Source organism: Kineothrix alysoides (genome assembly GCF_000732725.1).
Taxonomy (GTDB): domain Bacteria; phylum Bacillota; class Clostridia; order Lachnospirales; family Lachnospiraceae; genus Kineothrix; species Kineothrix alysoides.
The window spans coordinates 934,166-951,565 of the sequence record NZ_JPNB01000001.1 but is presented as its reverse complement, the minus strand read 5'-3'; the positions used below and the strand labels follow the sequence as shown (position 1 = coordinate 951,565).

Sequence of the window (17,400 nt, the reverse complement as noted above, 5' to 3'; positions counted from 1 at the left end):
TTTCTTTTTGTCTATACTTTTTAAATTATCTGTGTCTCCAGCACTTTCTCGGATTCTGTAATCGCAGCATCTATGCCTTGCGGATTCTTGCCGCCTGCCTGAGCCATGTTCGGACGTCCGCCGCCCCCGCCGCCAACGAGAGCCGCGATTCCTTTTATCAGATTGCCCGCATGTGCTCCCTTTGCCACTGCACCTTCTGTCGCCATAGCTATCATATTCACCTTGCCCGCTTCCTCGGATAAGAGAACGACAACACCTTCCTTAAGCTTCTCCTTCAGTTGGTCGCCGAGGTCACGCAAGCCGTTCATATCCACTCCGGATACCTTGGCAGCCAGAAGCTTCACGCCCTTTATTTCCTTTACTTGGTCCATAACATCGCCAAGCGCTTCCTTGGCAGCTTTGCTCTTCAAGGACTCATTTTCGCTTTGCAGTGCCTTTATCTCCGCCATCAGATGCTCAAGTTTTTCTACAAGGGAAGCAGGAGTAGCTTTTACCGCCTTCGCAGCCTCTTCCAAAGTCTTTTCCAACTCCGCATAATAATGGAACACACCGGCTCCCGTCAGCGCTTCGATTCTTCTTACGCCTGCCGCTACGCCGCTTTCGGATATGATTTTAAAAGCAGATATCGCTCCCGTATTGGCCACATGGGTACCGCCGCACAATTCAGTGGAAAAATCCCCCATCTTAACAACACGTACCGTTTCTCCGTATTTCTCACCGAACAAAGCCATCGCTCCGCCCTTTTTGGCTTCTTCTATCGTCATGATACTCGTGAATACAGGCAGCGACTGTTCGATTTTCTCATTTACAATCTGCTCTACCTTAGCGATTTCTTCTTCCGTCATAGCTGAAAAATGGCTGAAATCGAAGCGGAGTCTGTCTCCATCCACGAAAGAACCAGCCTGCTCTACATGAGTGCCCAACACCGTTCGCAGAGCCTTCTGGAGCAAATGGGTGGCGCTGTGGTTCTTGCATGTATCCGCTCTTCTTTGCTCGTCCACCGATAAGGTCACTTTATCTCCTACCTTGAACATGCCCTTTTTCACCTTGCCTATATGTCCTACCTTACCACCAAGCAGCTTCACCGTATCCACCACTTCAAATTGAGAATCCCCGGCATAGATTACTCCGATATCTGCGCTCTGGCCGCCCATGGTCGCATAAAAAGGAGTCTCTTCTACGAAGATCGTTCCCATCTCACCGTCCGTCAGCGCCTCTGCCAGCTCCGTCTCCGTGGTAAGCACAATAATCTTGGAATCGTGCACCAGTCTGTCATAGCCTACGAACTGAGTCGTAACCGCAGGGTCTATGGACTCATATACCGTAACATCGGCTCCCATATAGTTCGTAGCCTTGCGCGCAGAACGGGCTTTTACCTTCTGCTCCTGCATCGCCTCCGCAAAGCTCTTTTCATCTACTGTAAAACCTTTTTCTTCTAAGATTTCCTTTGTCAGATCAAGAGGGAAACCATAAGTATCATAAAGTTTAAATGCATCTCCGCCGGCCAGCTCCTTTACGCCGTCCTTTTCCATGGAAGCCTCCATCTCACCGAGAATGACAAGTCCCTGATCGATGGTCTTGTTAAACTTCGTTTCCTCCTGCGTGAGCACGTTAAAAATAAAATCCTTCTTTTCTTCCAATTCCGGATAACCGTCCTTGCTTCCTTCGATTACCGTTTTGCTCAAGTCCGCAAGGAACTGTCCTTCCACTCCCAAAAGCCGTCCATGTCTTGCTGCGCGGCGGATAATTCGCCTAAGCACATAGCCCCGTCCCTCGTTGGTTGGCATAATACCGTCAGAAATCATAAAAGCCGCGGAACGGATATGGTCGGTAACGATACGGATGGATACGTCCCACTCATATTTCTTCTTATATTCTTTACCGGAAATCTCGCATACCTTTCTGCTAAGCGCCTGAATGGTATCTACATCGAAAATAGAGTCCACATCCTGCACGACTGTCGCCAGTCTTTCCAGTCCCATTCCCGTATCGATATTCTTCTGTTCAAGTTCCGCATAGTTGCCCTTGCCATCACTTTCGAACTGGGTAAACACATTATTCCACACTTCGATATAGCGGTCGCACTCGCAGCCCACCTTACAATCGGGCTTTCCACAGCCATATTTTTCTCCGCGGTCATAATATATCTCCGAGCAGGGACCGCATGGTCCTGAACCGTGTTCCCAGAAGTTATCTTCCTTGCCAAAGCGGTAAATGCGCTCCGCCGGGATTCCGATTTCTTTATTCCATATATCGAAGGCTTCATCATCCTCCAAATATACCGAAGGATATAATCTATCCGCTTCCAGGCCAACTACCTCAGTCAAAAACTCCCAGCTCCAGGCAATGGCTTCATGCTTGAAGTAGTCACCAAAAGAGAAGTTGCCCAGCATCTCGAAAAAGGTGCCGTGGCGGGCAGTTTTTCCTATATTTTCAATATCGCCGGTACGGATACATTTCTGACAGGTAGTTACTCTTTTCCTCGGAGGGATCTCCTGTCCCGTAAAATACGGTTTTAAAGGAGCCATACCGGAATTGATCAGCAGCAAACTGTTGTCGTTATGGGGCACCAGCGAAAAGCTCTTCATCGCCAGATGTTCTTTCCCTTCAAAAAATTCAAGAAACATCTTTCTAAGTTCGTTCACTCCATACTGTTTCATTTCCATAATCCTTTCTTTCGTTCCTAAAAGGTAAATTTATCGGCAAAATATGCGTCGAGGTCAGAAATGGCTACGCGTTCCTGATCCATGGAATCGCGGAAACGTACGGTGACACAATTGTCCGTCTCTGATTCAAAATCGTAAGTAATACAGAACGGAGTTCCGATTTCATCCTGTCTGCGGTATCTCTTACCGATATTACCTCTGTCGTCGAACTCACAGTTATATTTCCTGGACAGTTCCATGAATATCTTTTCCGCGCCTTCGTTCAATTTTTTGGACAAGGGAAGCACTCCGATCTTAACCGGAGCCAACGCCGGATGAAAATGAAGTACGGTGCGCACATCGCCTTCACCGATTTCCTCTTCATCATAAGCTGCGCAGAGGAAAGCCAAAACTACGCGGTCCGCGCCGAGAGACGGCTCGATAACATAGGGTACGTATCTTATGTTCTTCTGGTCATCAAAATATGTCAAATCCTGACCGGAGATGTTCTGATGCTGAGTAAGGTCATAATCGGTCCTGTCTGCGATTCCCCACAATTCACCCCAGCCGAAGGGGAATAAGAATTCGATATCCGTAGTCGCTTTGGAATAGAATGAAAGCTCTTCCTTATCGTGGTCTCTGACACGCATCTCTTCATCCTTCATGCCCAGCGTCTTCAGCCAGTCGATGCAGAACTGCTTCCAGTAAGCGAACCACTCCAGATCGGTATCCGGTTCACAGAAAAATTCCAGCTCCATCTGCTCAAACTCTCTCGTGCGGAAGGTAAAATTGCCCGGAGTGATTTCATTACGGAAAGATTTTCCCACTTGCCCGATACCGAAAGGAATCTTCTTTCTGGAGGTTCTTTGTACATTCTTAAAGTTCACGAAAATGCCCTGTGCGGTTTCCGGTCTTAAGTAAACGGTGTTCTTCGCATCCTCGGTCACTCCCTGAAAGGTCTTGAACATCAGGTTGAACTGGCGGATATCAGTGAAATTATGTTTGCCGCAGGTAGGGCAGGGTACATTGTTATCTTCGATAAACTGCTTCATCTTCTCTTGTGACCAACCGTCTACTGAACCATCCAGAGTAGCATTATATTCTGCCGCATAATCCTCGATAATCTTATCTGCGCGGAAGCGTTCATGACATTCCTTACAGTCCATCAAGGGATCTGAAAACCCCCCCAAGTGTCCCGAAGCCACCCAAGTCTGAGGATTCATAAGTATTGCGCAGTCTACGCCTACATTGTACTGGTTCTCCATAATGAATTTCTGCCACCACGCACGCTTTACGTTGTTCTTCAGTTCCACACCAAGGTTACCATAGTCCCATGTATTGGCAAGCCCGCCATAAATCTCGGAGCCGGGATATACAAATCCTCTCGCTTTCGCCAGTGCTACTATTTTCTCCATTGTTTTTTCCATGATTACACCCTCCTGCCCGTTTTTACGGACGTTTTTTATTTAAAAACTATATAATACTTTCCTAAACTTTCCCCGTTTTCATCCGTCTGCATCGCCGCCTCATTCTTGCCTAAGGAAACTACATTATCGTCAAAATATAAGATTTTCCCAAAGGTCTCCACGCGAAACGGCACCTCGGAAATCAATATGTGATTTTCTCCCATTCCTAGAAGATCTTCCTTTCCTATGCTTTCCTCGTCATTATCCGCACTTGTTAAGGTTACGTCCAACGAATGACCCTCGTCATAGGCTTCCTTCACCGTTCCGACAAATAGCCGCCTGCTGTCGAACTGGCTGGAATTGTAGTCCGTATATGCTTCCGCAGACGGATATTTGATTGCCACCGTAATAATTCCGTCCTTATTTTCGAATTTATCCACGGATATGTCCTTCTCAGAATCCCGGTTATACTCCGCGACCTCCGAAAGAATCATGCTTCTTAAATCATCCTCATTATAATAATCGGCAGTGAAATCCTCCGTTATCGTCTCCACTATGCTGCCGTCTTTTAGGACTTCCATCACCGTATTGGATGAGGCTGCCGCCTGTGCCTTGTTGTCTATATCGCTTCCACCGCATCCCCATAAAGAGAGCCCCGTAAAAATAACTCCCGCTACTGCTCCTATTTTACGCATCATTTCCGTCCTCCGACACCGGACACTTTCCTTCATGTCCTTTTCTTTCCTTATTACATTTACATTCACAATATTATAGCTGACTTAAGTTTGTTTTTCAATATATAAATTACGTCAAAGCATTTCATAGACAATTTATGTGGTCAAGTCCTTTAATATGGTCAGGCTTTTGAATTCCCTATCCATATATTCCTTCTTATAAATGTCCGCAATCGCCCTAAGCTCCTTAAGTACCTTATCGGTTACCGTAAAAGTATATAGCTTCTCCACCGGGCTGTGTTCTATGTAGCTCATCGCATAAACGGTGGATTCCGTAAAATTACCCCTATTATTAGGTATTCCCGGATATTCTCCGTTTAAAACAAGCGCCTTTATTTCGAATACGCAACGCACCAGATTCTTATCCAGAGATGGAAGCTGCAAAGCCCTGAGAGACTGATATAAAAGCTTCAGCATTTCCTTCTCATCGTTGTTCTCTCTTGTGTAGTAATCCATGATTTCCAAAAAATACATTCCATAGCATGCCGCTTCAAAATCTTCCCTGAGCTTTTCAAAATAATTGGATATGTCCGCCTCCACGATATTATAAGAAGAACGGCCCTCATACATCTTGAACTCTCCGAAGGAAAAGGGGGAAGCTGCGGCCACCAGCCTGCTGTTAGGCTTTCTCGCCCCTTTGGCGAAGGCCGACACCTTTCCCCTCTCTTTCGTCAAAATAACGACGCGCCTATCGTATTCCCCGATAGGCACCGTCTTCAAAACCATTCCTGTTAGTTTCACAAATTCCTGCATATGGATTATCTCCTATGGCCGCACTGCCGTCCGCTATATGACCTCCGAGCGACCCGGACGCCGTCGTTTCCTCCTGCGTATTCTTAAAGCTTAAGTAATCCTCAATTTTTCCTGTACTAAAAAATTGTTGCCAGTAGTTTCGTTCTTTCATCTTGTGCCCCCTAACGTAATGATACTAAAAAGTTATACTTTAGTAACACTTTCAGTATTAATATTAGGGTTCGCTTTTTTTGGATTTCCTATTCGGATTCTTTTGGATTGTAGCCAAAATTTTTTATAAGGAAATCACTGTCCCGCCAATCTTTTTTTACCTTTACCCAAAGCTGCAGATTCACACGGCATTCCAGCATATCTTCGATTTCCGGCCTCGCCTGGCTGCCTATTTTCTTAAGCATGGCGCCTTGCTTACCTATGACGATTCCTTTGTGAGATTCCCTTTCGCAAATGATTGTGGCCTCAATATCTGCAATGGATTCCTTATTGCTCCTCCGATATTTAATGCTTTCTATGGATACCGCAATTCCATGTGGTATCTCATCCTCCAGGCACCTGAGTGCTTTTTCTCTTATTAGCTCCGCTACGATCTGACGCTCGGGCTGGTCGGTTATTGTGTCCTCATCATAGAATGCCGGACCATAGGGCAGATATTTCATGATACAGCTTATGAGCACATCCGTATTGTCGCCCTTTAGCGCCGATACAGGTACAATTTCCGCGAATTCCAGCTCTTTTCGATAAATATCAATATAATTTAATATTTCAGGCTTCTTCACCGTATCCGTTTTGTTAATAACGAGTATGACCGGAGTGTTGACCTTTTTAAGCTGCTCGATGATATGCTGTTCTCCCGCCCCGATATAAGAAGTAGGCTCTACCAGCCAGAGAATAACATCCACCTCGGACATAGTCCGCTCCGCCACACGCACCATATAGTCTCCCAGCCTATTCTTCGCCTTATGGATTCCCGGCGTATCCACGAAGACTATCTGACCTTCCTCAGAGGTGTAAACCGTCTGTATTCTGTTTCTCGTGGTCTGGGGCTTATTGCTGGTAATCGCTATTTTCTGCCCGATCAAATGGTTCATCAAAGTTGATTTTCCTACGTTCGGTCTGCCTATTAAAGTAACAAACCCTGATTTGTAATTATCGCTCACATTTTATTCCTCGCTTTTGCTTTTGTTTCACTTCCGCTTTTACTTTTATTTCTGCTTCTGCTTTTCTTTCTACTTTTGCTTTGCGTCCGTCTCTGAACCCAGCTTTATTTTAACTCTTGCCTTCTTCTTTATCGTTTCTATCCTCTTCTATCTTTTCCGCTTTATTTGGCTCGTTCTTTTCTGCCGTATCTTCTTTCTTTTGCTTATATCTGCGAAGAAATGATCTGCTGCTTTTATTATACTTTCTCTTAAAGAAATGCTTGATAAGCAGCACCGCCAGTATAATAACTATCGCCCATACGACAATATAAGGCAGCCAGATAATCAAGTAGATAAAGAAATTTTTAATTCCATTTCCCACGCTGTTCATGGAGCTTATAAATCCCACGGATATTCTTTCCCATGCGGATACTTGAAGGGACGGGGTCAGCACCTCCACCTCGCTGATCGTTAGGTATACAGTGGAATAATCCACCAGATTATCGTAGGTGCGAAGCTGGGATTCCATGCTCTGAAGCTGGTAGCGCACTTCTGACAGCCGGGATTCAATGGCTATGATATCCTCCATGCTTTCCGCCTTTTCAAGCAGTTCTAACAGCCTCTCCTGCTCTACCTCCAAGGCCTCTTTATGGCTCTCCGTGTCCACATACTGCAGTGTGATGTCTTGCGTGTTCTCCGAGCGGCTTGTTACGTTAGATATATCCGATACCGCCGTCACGAAATTATAAAGCTTCCCTCCGGGGATTCGAATCGTAAGGCTGGCGGATCTGTTGTTTTGCCCATACCTACTGCTTCCATTATAAACGTTCAGATTCTCCATATAGCCGCCAAGCTCCGACACCTTGCTTTCCACCTTGGGAAGGAGCTCGTCAAAGACCTCTGTCTCTACGTCCATGCTCACGGTCTTAATCAATTTACGATTGGAGGCCACAGAAACCTCTTCCGAAGTCCCCCCTGCCTCTGCAGGTGCAGACTCCTCGCTTGCCATCGTATATTCCTGCACATATACGTCGTTGGAAGCATATCCTTCATAAGCAGCAGTACTTGCTTCCTGGGGGGCCACCGCGCTGTCCGTCTTGGAAGTGTTTACACTTCCACAACCTGCAAAGCCAAGCACCGTTATACCCGCTATTGCTATCCGCAGCTTATATTTCCAGTTCCTCATCCATAATTTTTCCATAATAACTCCTACTAATCCCCCATTCTTTCCATACCTGCCAATTTTAATCCGGATATACAAATTCAAAAACACTGCACATCTCAGGTATAAAATTGACCATTAAAATATATCCACTATTACATGATATATGCTCCATTAATGAAAAAGAGGTTCGATATTCATGAACATCGCTTCGTTTTCTTTCAGCTTTTCCTCATTTCCCACCACACATAGGCAGTCCTCTTTCATAAAGGCTCTGATATATTCCGACAATCCTCTTATGGTTTCTGCCGTCGTGGCAAGTAACTCATCCCGCTCTTGCTGCACTCTGTCGAAGGACAGTTTTGTCAGATAGCCTCCCATGGAATAAACCCCTTTGGTAGCCGGCGTCATGGGCACATCCAGGTCACTGACAGCTCCGATGATGAACTGCGTAATCGTCCTTTCATCCGCTTCGAAGGTACTGATATATTCCGCAGCATTCTCGTATACCTCAACTGTCTTCTCCAAATTGGGGTCTCTATAGGATACGAAATAGCTGTCTCCCGATTTGCCGAAATTGCACATGCAGCCGTAGGCACCGCCCTTTACCCGCACTCTGTTCCAGAGGTAATCGTAACCCATCATCACCTTAAGCACCTTAAGCGCTCCGGTATAGGGAAGTCCTTCGTGGATGAAATTGCCGGCACGGCATACGAACTGTATCTGCGAGGAAGTAAGGTAACCTTCGTTCTTTCTTACAAGTCTCGGCTCAAATTTCTTTTTCTCCACGGGAGAAGTATATAAATCCTTTTTAAATGCTCTCACCATGGTTTCAATTCCCGGATATTCCTTTTCAGTTGCAGTGTAATCCACCATGAGGTTTTCAGGGCGGAAGATATATTCCGTAAGCTGTTTTAATTTCTCTATTAAATCGGTCTTTTCTTCTTCAAACTGCGATTCCAGCTTCTCCAGCAAACGATACTGCGGTATTCCACTTATCTGTTCTGCCACTGCCGCTGTGCCGGAGATATAAGACAATGCCCGTATAGCCGCCAGGGAATGTCCCGAGGAGGTCATGGTCGCCTGCATCCTGGACTGTACCTCCGCAATGATCTCATATAAACGCTTCGTATCGTCGAACTTGGAATGCCGCGCAATTTCTTCTGCCAGCCTAAAGGCTTCCTGCAAATTTTCATACAGCACCTTTGCTTTGATTTCGAACTTTATACTGTAATCATCCAGATTCAGCGCATTGGAATAAGTATTCACCACCATATCAATACCGCCGGTCTTTATATTCGTCTCGTGGTATAAATCACTATAGCTGTAATTTTGCGTATCCACCATGCCCAACACCTGCTTCAGTATACCGATATAGGGAAACAGTTCTTCCGGCACGTTTCCGATGTCGAAGACGAACCGCAGATAGCCGATGCCGTTTGTAAATATATTGTGAAACAAAATCAAGGTATCGTCCGAATACCGCTCCTCATTGACAAAGTCCTCCGCTTCCTTTTTCATATCCTCTCTCGTCAAAAGCGGTATCTTCTCCAAATCCTCCTTGGAGCTGGGCTCCTCCTGATAGCGCTCCAGCGCTTTCGTTTCCTCTATGATTCTCTCCATAGCCTGATCACTTAAAGCTTCCTTATATTCCTGAAGCTCCTTTTGCAAGGCTGCCTCTTTCTTCGAGGTCAGTCCCTTCTGAGGGGAGAGTACCACTACCGTCTTATGGGTGTTATTAAGGAGATATTTTTTAACCAGTCCCTCGAAATATCCCGTTTCTATTTCCTTTTTGAGTGCCGCAAAGGTATCGTTCGCTTCCACATGAATCAATGGCTTTTCCTCGTCGTAAAGCCAGCTGTCAAGCGCCTGCAGTCCCAGAATGAGTCCCTTCGGATAAGAGCCGAAGTCCGATTCCCTGTATTTGAACTCGAAATAATTAAGGCCTGCTGCCAGCGCCTTTTTATCGATTCCGCTTTCTGCCTGTACCGCCAGCACCTCTTCGATGGTACGCACGAACTCTTCCTTACGGGAAAGGTCCGTATTCTTAGCTACTACGGAAAAGAAGGGCTGCATGATTCCGTTATCGTAGGTGCTGTATATTTCCTTGCCGATTCCTTTATCCGTCAGCGCCTGCTTCAAGGGCGCACCCGGTGCGGAACAAAGAGCATAATCCAGCACTTGAAAGGCGATGTACAGCTTTCTGTCCAAATTGTCGCCGATTACGGTATTGTAGGTCAGGTAAGTATTTTCTTTCTCAGACTCATCTTCCATAATCGAATATTCCTTATATATTTCCCTCGGCGCTTCAAATGCCTCCTGAAGCTTGATCTGAGAGTCTATGCTGAGCGCCTCGAAGCGGGATAAATATTCCTCGTCGATAAAGCGCAGCTTCTGCTCCATATCCATATCCCCGTATAAATAAATATAGCTGTTGGATGGATGATAATACTTTCTGTGGAAATCCAGAAAATCCTCATAGGTAAGAGCAGGAATCACGTCCGGATCTCCTCCCGATTCGGTGCCGTAAGGCGTATCCGGGTAAAGGGAATTAAGAACCTCTCTGTCCAGAACATCGTCCGGAGAGGAAAAGGCCCCTTTCATCTCGTTGTAAACCACTCCGTTAAGGGTCAGCTCATCCTCCGCACTTTCCAGCTCGTAGTGCCAGCCTTCCTGTCTGAATATCTTCTCCTCCTTGTAAATATTGGGGTAAAATACTGCATCCAGATAAATGTGCATTAAATTCTGAAAATCCTTATCGTTGCAGCTCGCTACAGGATAAACGGTCTTATCGGGATAGGTCATCGCATTTAAAAATGTATTCAAAGAACCCTTCACCAATTCTATAAACGGGTCCTTTGCCGGAAAATTTCTGGAACCGCAAAGCACAGTATGTTCCACAATATGCGCCACACCGGTGCTGTCCGCCGGCGGGGTCCGAAAACCAATATAAAAAACTTTATTATCGTCCTCATTTAACAATACGGTAATTCTCGCTCCCGTCTTCTTATGGCGAAGAAGTGCTCCCTGGGAATTCAAATCCCCCACTTCTCTCGCCTCTATAATTTCATAGCCTTCCAAATCCTTTATATTTTGTTTCAGCTCTTCTATACCTCTCATACTAACCGTCGTTCTCCTTTTCCGTCCACTTCTTTTCTCGTTTTTTCTCCATTTTCAATGGATTAACAGCAATTTTATCATATCATACTCTATCATTTTTAGCAAAATAGAAAAACATATGCAAAACAAAACTTATTTGTAATATAAACCGCTTGTAGCTTAACAGCAAGTGTTAAGCTACTATGTGAACAGTAACAACCGCTCTCTGCCAAGTAGACAGAGAGCGGTTTATTGTCTAAAGGCCGCCTATTTTACTGCTTTTCAATATATTCGATATTATCTCCGCTCATGCGGATCGCTTCCAGAATAATCTCCTCTGACAGCTTGCCCTCCTGCAAAAGCTCAGCCACCGTCACATTTCTTTGCAGTACCTGCGCAAGTTCTCTGGCCTGATCTGCCACTACATTTACCTTATCTAATACATATTTATCCGTCTGCTTTTCCTGAAGGCTTCCTGCGATATGCTCCTCCATGGCGTCCATAATCATCTTACCCAGCATTCCCTGTACCTCATGAGCATGCTCCAGACACCCCAGCATTCCTACTCCCACCGCTAAGGCCAGGTTGCCTTCTCCGATCAAATCCTCCAGATAGGCACCTTGTCCGCCGTACAGCTTGGCGATTTCCACCACCTCGGGGAGGTAAAGCTCCGTAAGCCGGGCCTGAGCCTGAGCATCTCCTGCCATGGCAGACAAGGTAATTGCCTCCTTCTCTCCTGCCGTTACCTGCTCAAGGTTTTTAAGCTCCTCCAGATAAGTTTCCAGATAATCAGCTTCCTCCTTCGTCAGGTATTCCTCGGCATCCACCGGCTCTCCTATACCTATTCTTTGCTTTTTCAAATAATCGGTGACAAGCTCCATCTGCTCTTCGGATAGTTCCATTTCCTTAAAAGCAGCCGCTATCTGCTCCTGCGCTATGCAGTTTCCCTGCTCTTTTGCGGTCCTCTTCAATTCCTCCAAAGCATTTGCGAACAAAATCTCCTTATTCATTTTTATAGCCATGCTCCTTTCATATTCCTGCTGCTTAATATAGCTTCACATGTTCATGAGTGAATAAATGCTCCTGACAGTATTCATAATTGCCGTCGCATTTAGAGCAGAAACGGAATTCCAACTGGGGACTATCCACTTCTGTTCTGCCGCAAATCGCGCATTTATGCTTGGTCACCCCCGTACTTCTTTTCACTTCTTTTTTGAATTCTTGACGGCGTTTTACCTGCTTTGGCGACATGTGGATATGGTTTTTCGATGTGAACCAGAATACTACGAAGTTAAGCAGGGACGCTCCCATCGCAAATCTGCTGTAAACGCTTCCCGTAAGAAACTGTGCCCCCAGCATTACCGCGTATATTATTCCCAGCCACTTGATACGAACCGGAATGATGAACATGAGAAGCACCTGGGCCTCGGGAAAGGTCGCTGCAAACGCAAGGAAAATAGACATATTTACATAATATGTGCTGAAATAGAAGGATACTGCACTGAAGAAATCCTTCGCTCCGTAAGCCGCCATAATATCTCCGTTAAATATATAGCAATAGGCCATCAGAAGAAAGCTTCCGATTACCGTAAAGAGCATTCCGGAAAGCAAATAGACGTTATATCTGTATGTTCCCCAGGATCTCTCCAGGGTCGTCCCGATGGAATAATAAAAGTAAAGCATAATTAACACAAAAAACAAATTGGAAGTATCCGGCGGCACAATGATCCATGTGAGGATTCTCCAAATCTGTCCATGCAGAATCGCATATGGGTTTAAGGTCAGATAAGATAAAAACAAAGGGTTTATCAAATTGATCAAATACCCTACCGCGTAGCACATGATCAGCATCAGCGAAATGTTCTTAATTGCATACTTGCCGAACTTTCTTTCAAAATTACTCATTTTTTCCGTATTCCTCCATTCTATGCCTAAAAACATGCGATTATATTCTAACATTCCCATCTGTAAAAGTAAATAAACTCACGCAGGTTTCACGAGATATAATAAAAATTTAACTTTCTAATCCTATTTTTTTACAAATTGTTTTAAAAAATATAATGAAAATATTCCGGCACCAACATTGCTTTTTGTAGTTACGTGTCGTATAATGATTGGGCATGTCTGAGGACTATCCGTTATATATTATAAATTAGGAAAGCTCAGGGTTTAGCATGTCTAAATATCAAAAAGGAAAGGGCGGATACTATGAGTGAATTACGCTATACTTTGGGAATTGATATCGGTTCAACCACTGTAAAAATAGCCATTTTAAACGATGCCCATGAAATATTGTTTTCAGATTACGAAAGGCATTTTGCAAACATCCGTGAAACGTTATCAAGCCTATTGCAAAAGGCATACGATCAGCTTGGAAATATCGAGCTGCATCCAATGATTACCGGCTCAGGAGGACTTACCTTGGCCAATCATCTGAAGGTTCCCTTTGTGCAGGAGGTCATTGCTGTCTCCACCACGCTGCAGGAGCTGGCTCCTCAGACCGACGTGGCGATAGAACTGGGCGGAGAGGATGCGAAGATCATATATTTCGAGGGGGGAAATGTGGAGCAGCGTATGAACGGCATCTGTGCCGGAGGTACTGGCTCCTTCATCGACCAGATGGCTTCCTTATTACAGACGGATGCCTCGGGCCTTAACGAATATGCCAAGGAGTATCATTCCCTATATACCATCGCGGCAAGATGCGGTGTATTTGCCAAATCGGACATTCAGCCTCTCATCAACGAAGGTGCCACCAAAGAAGACCTTTCCGCTTCTATCTTCCAAGCGGTTGTCAACCAGACGATTTCCGGTCTTGCCTGCGGCAAGCCGATCAGAGGACATGTGGCTTTCCTGGGAGGTCCTCTTTACTTTTTATCCGAGCTGAAGGAGGCATTTATCCGTACTCTGAAACTGGATGAGGAGCATATTGTAAATCCAGAACATTCTCACCTTTTTGCCGCCATCGGTTCCGCCTTGCACGCAAAGGAAGAGGTGTTTTACTCCATGGAGGAGATGGTCTTAAAGCTTTCCTCCGACATAAAAATGGACTTCGAAGTGGAACGTATGGAACCCCTTTTTGAAAACGAAGCATCTTATATGGAATTCAAGAACAGACATTCCGTACATCATGTGGCCACCTCGGATCTGGCATCCTATCATGGAAATTGTTTCCTCGGCATCGATGCCGGAAGCACTACTACCAAAGCGGCTCTCGTAGCGGAAGACGGTTCTCTCTTATATTCCTTCTACAGCAGTAACGACGGAAGCCCTTTGAAGACGGCAATCCGCTCCATCAAGGAGATTTATGCGCTGCTGCCCGAGGACGTAAACATCGTGCGTTCCTGTTCTACCGGATACGGAGAAGCGCTGATGAAAGCTGCATTCTTATTGGATGACGGTGAAGTGGAGACGGTGGCACACTATTATGCCGCTGCCTTTTTCGACCCTTCCGTGGATTGCATTCTCGACATCGGCGGTCAGGACATGAAGTGCATCAAAATCAAAAATCAGACCGTAGACAGCGTACAGCTTAATGAAGCATGTTCTGCGGGCTGCGGTTCTTTTATAGAGACCTTCGCAAAATCATTGAACTACAGTGTAGAGGATTTCGCTCAGGCTGCTTTGTTCGCGGAGCATCCTATCGACCTCGGAACCCGTTGTACCGTATTTATGAACTCCAAGGTAAAGCAGGCACAGAAGGAAGGCGCCAAGGTGTCCGACATCTCTGCGGGACTTGCATATTCCGTTATTAAAAATGCACTCTTCAAGGTAATAAAGGTCGCAGACGCTTCGGAGCTGGGCAAGCACATCGTAGTGCAGGGCGGTACCTTTTATAACGATGCAATCCTCCGCGGTTTCGAGAAAATTGCGGACTGCAAGGCAATTCGTCCCGACATCGCAGGCATCATGGGCGCTTTCGGCGCAGCTCTCATCGCCCGCGAACGTTATTCCAAGGACTATGATACTTCCATGCTTTCTATCGAACAGATAGGAGCTCTCCAATTCGAAACAAGCATGGCGAAATGCAAGGGCTGTACGAACAACTGCCGCCTGACCATTAATAAATTCAGCGGCGGAAGACAATATATTTCCGGCAATCGCTGCGAACGCGGACTTGGAAAGACTAAGAATGAGGATGGTATCCCCAACCTCTTCGAATATAAATTAAAAAGAATATTCGGCTACGAACCCCTTCCTACCGACGAGGCGAAAAGGGGACGGGTAGGCATTCCAAGGGTTCTCAACATGTACGAGAATTATCCCTTCTGGCATACGTTCTTTACGAAGCTGGGTTATCAGGTGGTTCTCTCTCCTCTTTCCAACCACAACATTTATTCGCTTGGCATTGAATCCATTCCGAGCGAATCTGAGTGCTATCCGGCTAAACTTGCCCACGGCCATGTGAGCTGGCTCATTCACAAGGGTGTAGATTTCATCTTCTACCCGGCTCTTTTTTATGAGCGCAATGAATTCGAAGAGGCCAATAATCACTATAACTGTCCTATCGTGACCTCCTATTCGGAGAATATAAAAAATAATATGGAGGAAATCGGACACGGCGAAGCCGTCTTGCGAAATCCCTTCATGTCCTTCCGCGATGTAAAAACCATATCGGAGGCTTTAATCAAGGAATTTACGGAAATTCCTGCAGGAGAGATTATCGACGCAGTGGATGCCGGATGGAAGGAAATGGATCAGGCAAGGCTCGATATGATGAAAAAGGGTGAAGAAACTATAAAGTATCTGGAAGAAAACGGCAGGCATGGCATCGTCCTTGCCGGACGTCCTTACCATATCGACCCTGAAATCAACCACGGCATTCCCGAACTTATTACCTCCTATGGCGTTGCTGTTCTGACAGAAGATTCCGTTTCCCATTTAGCGAGCCCTGAGCGTCCCCTTATTGTATCCGATCAGTGGATGTATCATTCAAGGCTGTATGCTGCGGCAAGCTACGTGAAAACAAGGGAGGATTTAGACCTGATTCAGCTGAATTCCTTCGGCTGCGGTCTGGACGCCGTTACCACCGATCAGGTGAGCGATATTCTTTCCGGTTCAGGTAAAATTTATACCTGTTTAAAAATCGACGAGGTAAACAACCTCGGTGCGGCAAGAATCCGTATCCGTTCTCTCCTCTCTGCTATTCGCGTGAGGGACAGCAAGAATCAAGAGCGGGAAATTCGCTCATCTGCCATCCATAAGGTTCCGTTTACGGAGGAAATGCGCGAGGAATATACGATTCTCTGCCCCCAGATGTCACCTATTCATTTCGAAATATTGGAACCGGCCTTCCGATCCTGCGGTTATAACTTCGAGGTATTGTCCAATGACAACAAGCATGCCGTGGACGTAGGGCTTAAATATGTAAATAACGACGCCTGCTATCCGTCACTGATGGTCGTTGGACAGATTATGGATGCCCTCCTATCCGGGAAATATGACTTAAATAAAGTAGCTGTCATCATGTCACAAACCGGAGGCGGATGCCGCGCTACCAACTACGTAGGTTTTATACGAAGGGCTTTCGAAAAGGCCGGAATGCCTCAGATTCCCGTTATATCTCTCAATATGGCAGGGATAGAAACCAATCCGGGCTTTGACTTGAACGCAGATTTGCTTATGCGCGCCGCTTACGGAGCCATTTTCGGGGATATTTTCATGCGCTGTGTTTACCGTATGCGTCCTTATGAAAAAGAAGTCGGCTCAGTGGAGAAAGTGCATGAGAAATGGCTTAAACAGTGTCAGGATTTCGTATCTGCAAAACATATGAATTATTTTAAATTCAGAAAAATGTGCCGCTTGATCGTGAAGGACTTCGATGCGATTCCCATTACGGAAGAAGTGAAGCCGAAGGTCGGCATTGTAGGCGAAATCCTCGTAAAATTTGCTCCCGCCGCCAACAATCATCTGGTGGAGCTTTTGGAGTCCGAAGGCGCGGAAGCTGTGGTTCCCGATTTGATCGACTTTATGCTCTACTGCTTCTACAATCAGATATATAAAGCGGAGGAGCTTGGCATGAGCAAGAAAACAGCCTTTGTCTCCAAGCTGGGCATCGACGGCATCGAATTCCTGCGCGCTTCTGCAAGGAGAGCGTTTGAAAAGAGCAAACATTTCCATCCTCCGGTAAGCATATACAAGATCGTGAATTACGCGAAGTCTATCGTATCCATCGGCAATCAAACCGGCGAGGGCTGGTTCTTAACCGGGGAAATGGTGGAACTGATACACGGAGGCGTTAACAATATCGTATGTACCCAGCCTTTCGGCTGCCTTCCTAACCATGTGGTAGGAAAGGGCGTGATAAAGGAGCTTCGGAAGCAATATCCGCTCTCGAACATCGTTGCTATCGATTATGATCCCGGTGCAAGCGAGGTAAACCAGTTGAACAGAATAAAACTGATGCTTTCCACCGCACAAAAAAACCTAGAAAAATAGGACCTTTCGGTCCTATTTTTTTATGAACAT

The 17,400-nt window shown here is 45.8% G+C and carries 11 protein-coding genes; 1 reads left to right on the top strand and 10 read right to left on the bottom strand.

Annotated features, from left to right (window positions below; translation table 11 throughout):
• Nucleotides 1–20: 20 nt before the first annotated feature.
• The 10 genes from alaS to CC90_RS0104515 all read right to left on the bottom strand — a co-directional run bounded on the left by alaS (nucleotide 21) and on the right by CC90_RS0104515 (nucleotide 12,837).
• Entirely contained in the window at nucleotides 21–2,660 is a 2,640-nt protein-coding gene (alaS, locus tag CC90_RS0104555; protein WP_031389635.1) for an alanine--tRNA ligase, read from the bottom strand.
• Between the two features lie 23 nt (nucleotides 2,661–2,683).
• A complete protein-coding gene (locus CC90_RS0104550; protein ID WP_031389634.1) occupies nucleotides 2,684–4,072 on the bottom strand; it encodes a glycine--tRNA ligase in 1,389 nt (462 codons plus the stop codon).
• A gap of 35 nt (nucleotides 4,073–4,107) precedes the next feature.
• Complete coding sequence (locus tag CC90_RS0104545) at nucleotides 4,108–4,749, bottom strand: hypothetical protein (RefSeq protein ID WP_031389633.1); 642 nt, start codon at nucleotides 4,747–4,749, stop codon at nucleotides 4,108–4,110.
• A 132-nt stretch (nucleotides 4,750–4,881) separates the two neighbouring features.
• Complete coding sequence (gene recO / locus CC90_RS0104540; RefSeq protein ID WP_031389632.1) at nucleotides 4,882–5,538, bottom strand: DNA repair protein RecO; 657 nt, start codon at nucleotides 5,536–5,538, stop codon at nucleotides 4,882–4,884.
• Nucleotides 5,474–5,689, bottom strand: a complete 216-nt coding sequence (locus tag CC90_RS24165; protein ID WP_132038498.1) for a hypothetical protein — start codon at nucleotides 5,687–5,689, stop codon at nucleotides 5,474–5,476. The genes recO and CC90_RS24165 overlap by 65 nt, the downstream gene beginning before the upstream one ends.
• Before the next feature lie 88 nt (nucleotides 5,690–5,777).
• Nucleotides 5,778–6,692: a GTPase Era gene (gene era / locus CC90_RS0104535; protein ID WP_031389631.1), complete on the bottom strand. Its 915-nt coding sequence runs from the start codon at nucleotides 6,690–6,692 to the stop codon at nucleotides 5,778–5,780.
• Between the two features lie 109 nt (nucleotides 6,693–6,801).
• Nucleotides 6,802–7,872: a DUF4349 domain-containing protein gene (locus tag CC90_RS22090; protein ID WP_035315150.1), complete on the bottom strand. Its 1,071-nt coding sequence runs from the start codon at nucleotides 7,870–7,872 to the stop codon at nucleotides 6,802–6,804.
• A 135-nt stretch (nucleotides 7,873–8,007) separates the two neighbouring features.
• Nucleotides 8,008–10,953: an insulinase family protein gene (locus CC90_RS0104525; protein WP_031389629.1), complete on the bottom strand. Its 2,946-nt coding sequence runs from the start codon at nucleotides 10,951–10,953 to the stop codon at nucleotides 8,008–8,010.
• A gap of 251 nt (nucleotides 10,954–11,204) precedes the next feature.
• Complete coding sequence (locus CC90_RS0104520) at nucleotides 11,205–11,942, bottom strand: RNA polymerase sigma factor region1.1 domain-containing protein (RefSeq protein WP_031389628.1); 738 nt, start codon at nucleotides 11,940–11,942, stop codon at nucleotides 11,205–11,207.
• A gap of 34 nt (nucleotides 11,943–11,976) precedes the next feature.
• On the bottom strand, nucleotides 11,977–12,837 hold the full coding sequence (locus CC90_RS0104515; protein ID WP_031389627.1) for a rhomboid family protein: 861 nt from the start codon (nucleotides 12,835–12,837) through the stop codon (nucleotides 11,977–11,979).
• Nucleotides 12,838–13,140: 303 nt separating this feature from the next.
• Here CC90_RS0104515 and CC90_RS0104510 point away from each other — a divergent pair, with 303 nt between their 5' ends.
• On the top strand, nucleotides 13,141–17,370 hold the full coding sequence (locus tag CC90_RS0104510; protein ID WP_031389626.1) for a 2-hydroxyacyl-CoA dehydratase: 4,230 nt from the start codon (nucleotides 13,141–13,143) through the stop codon (nucleotides 17,368–17,370).
• Nucleotides 17,371–17,400 lie beyond the last annotated feature (30 nt).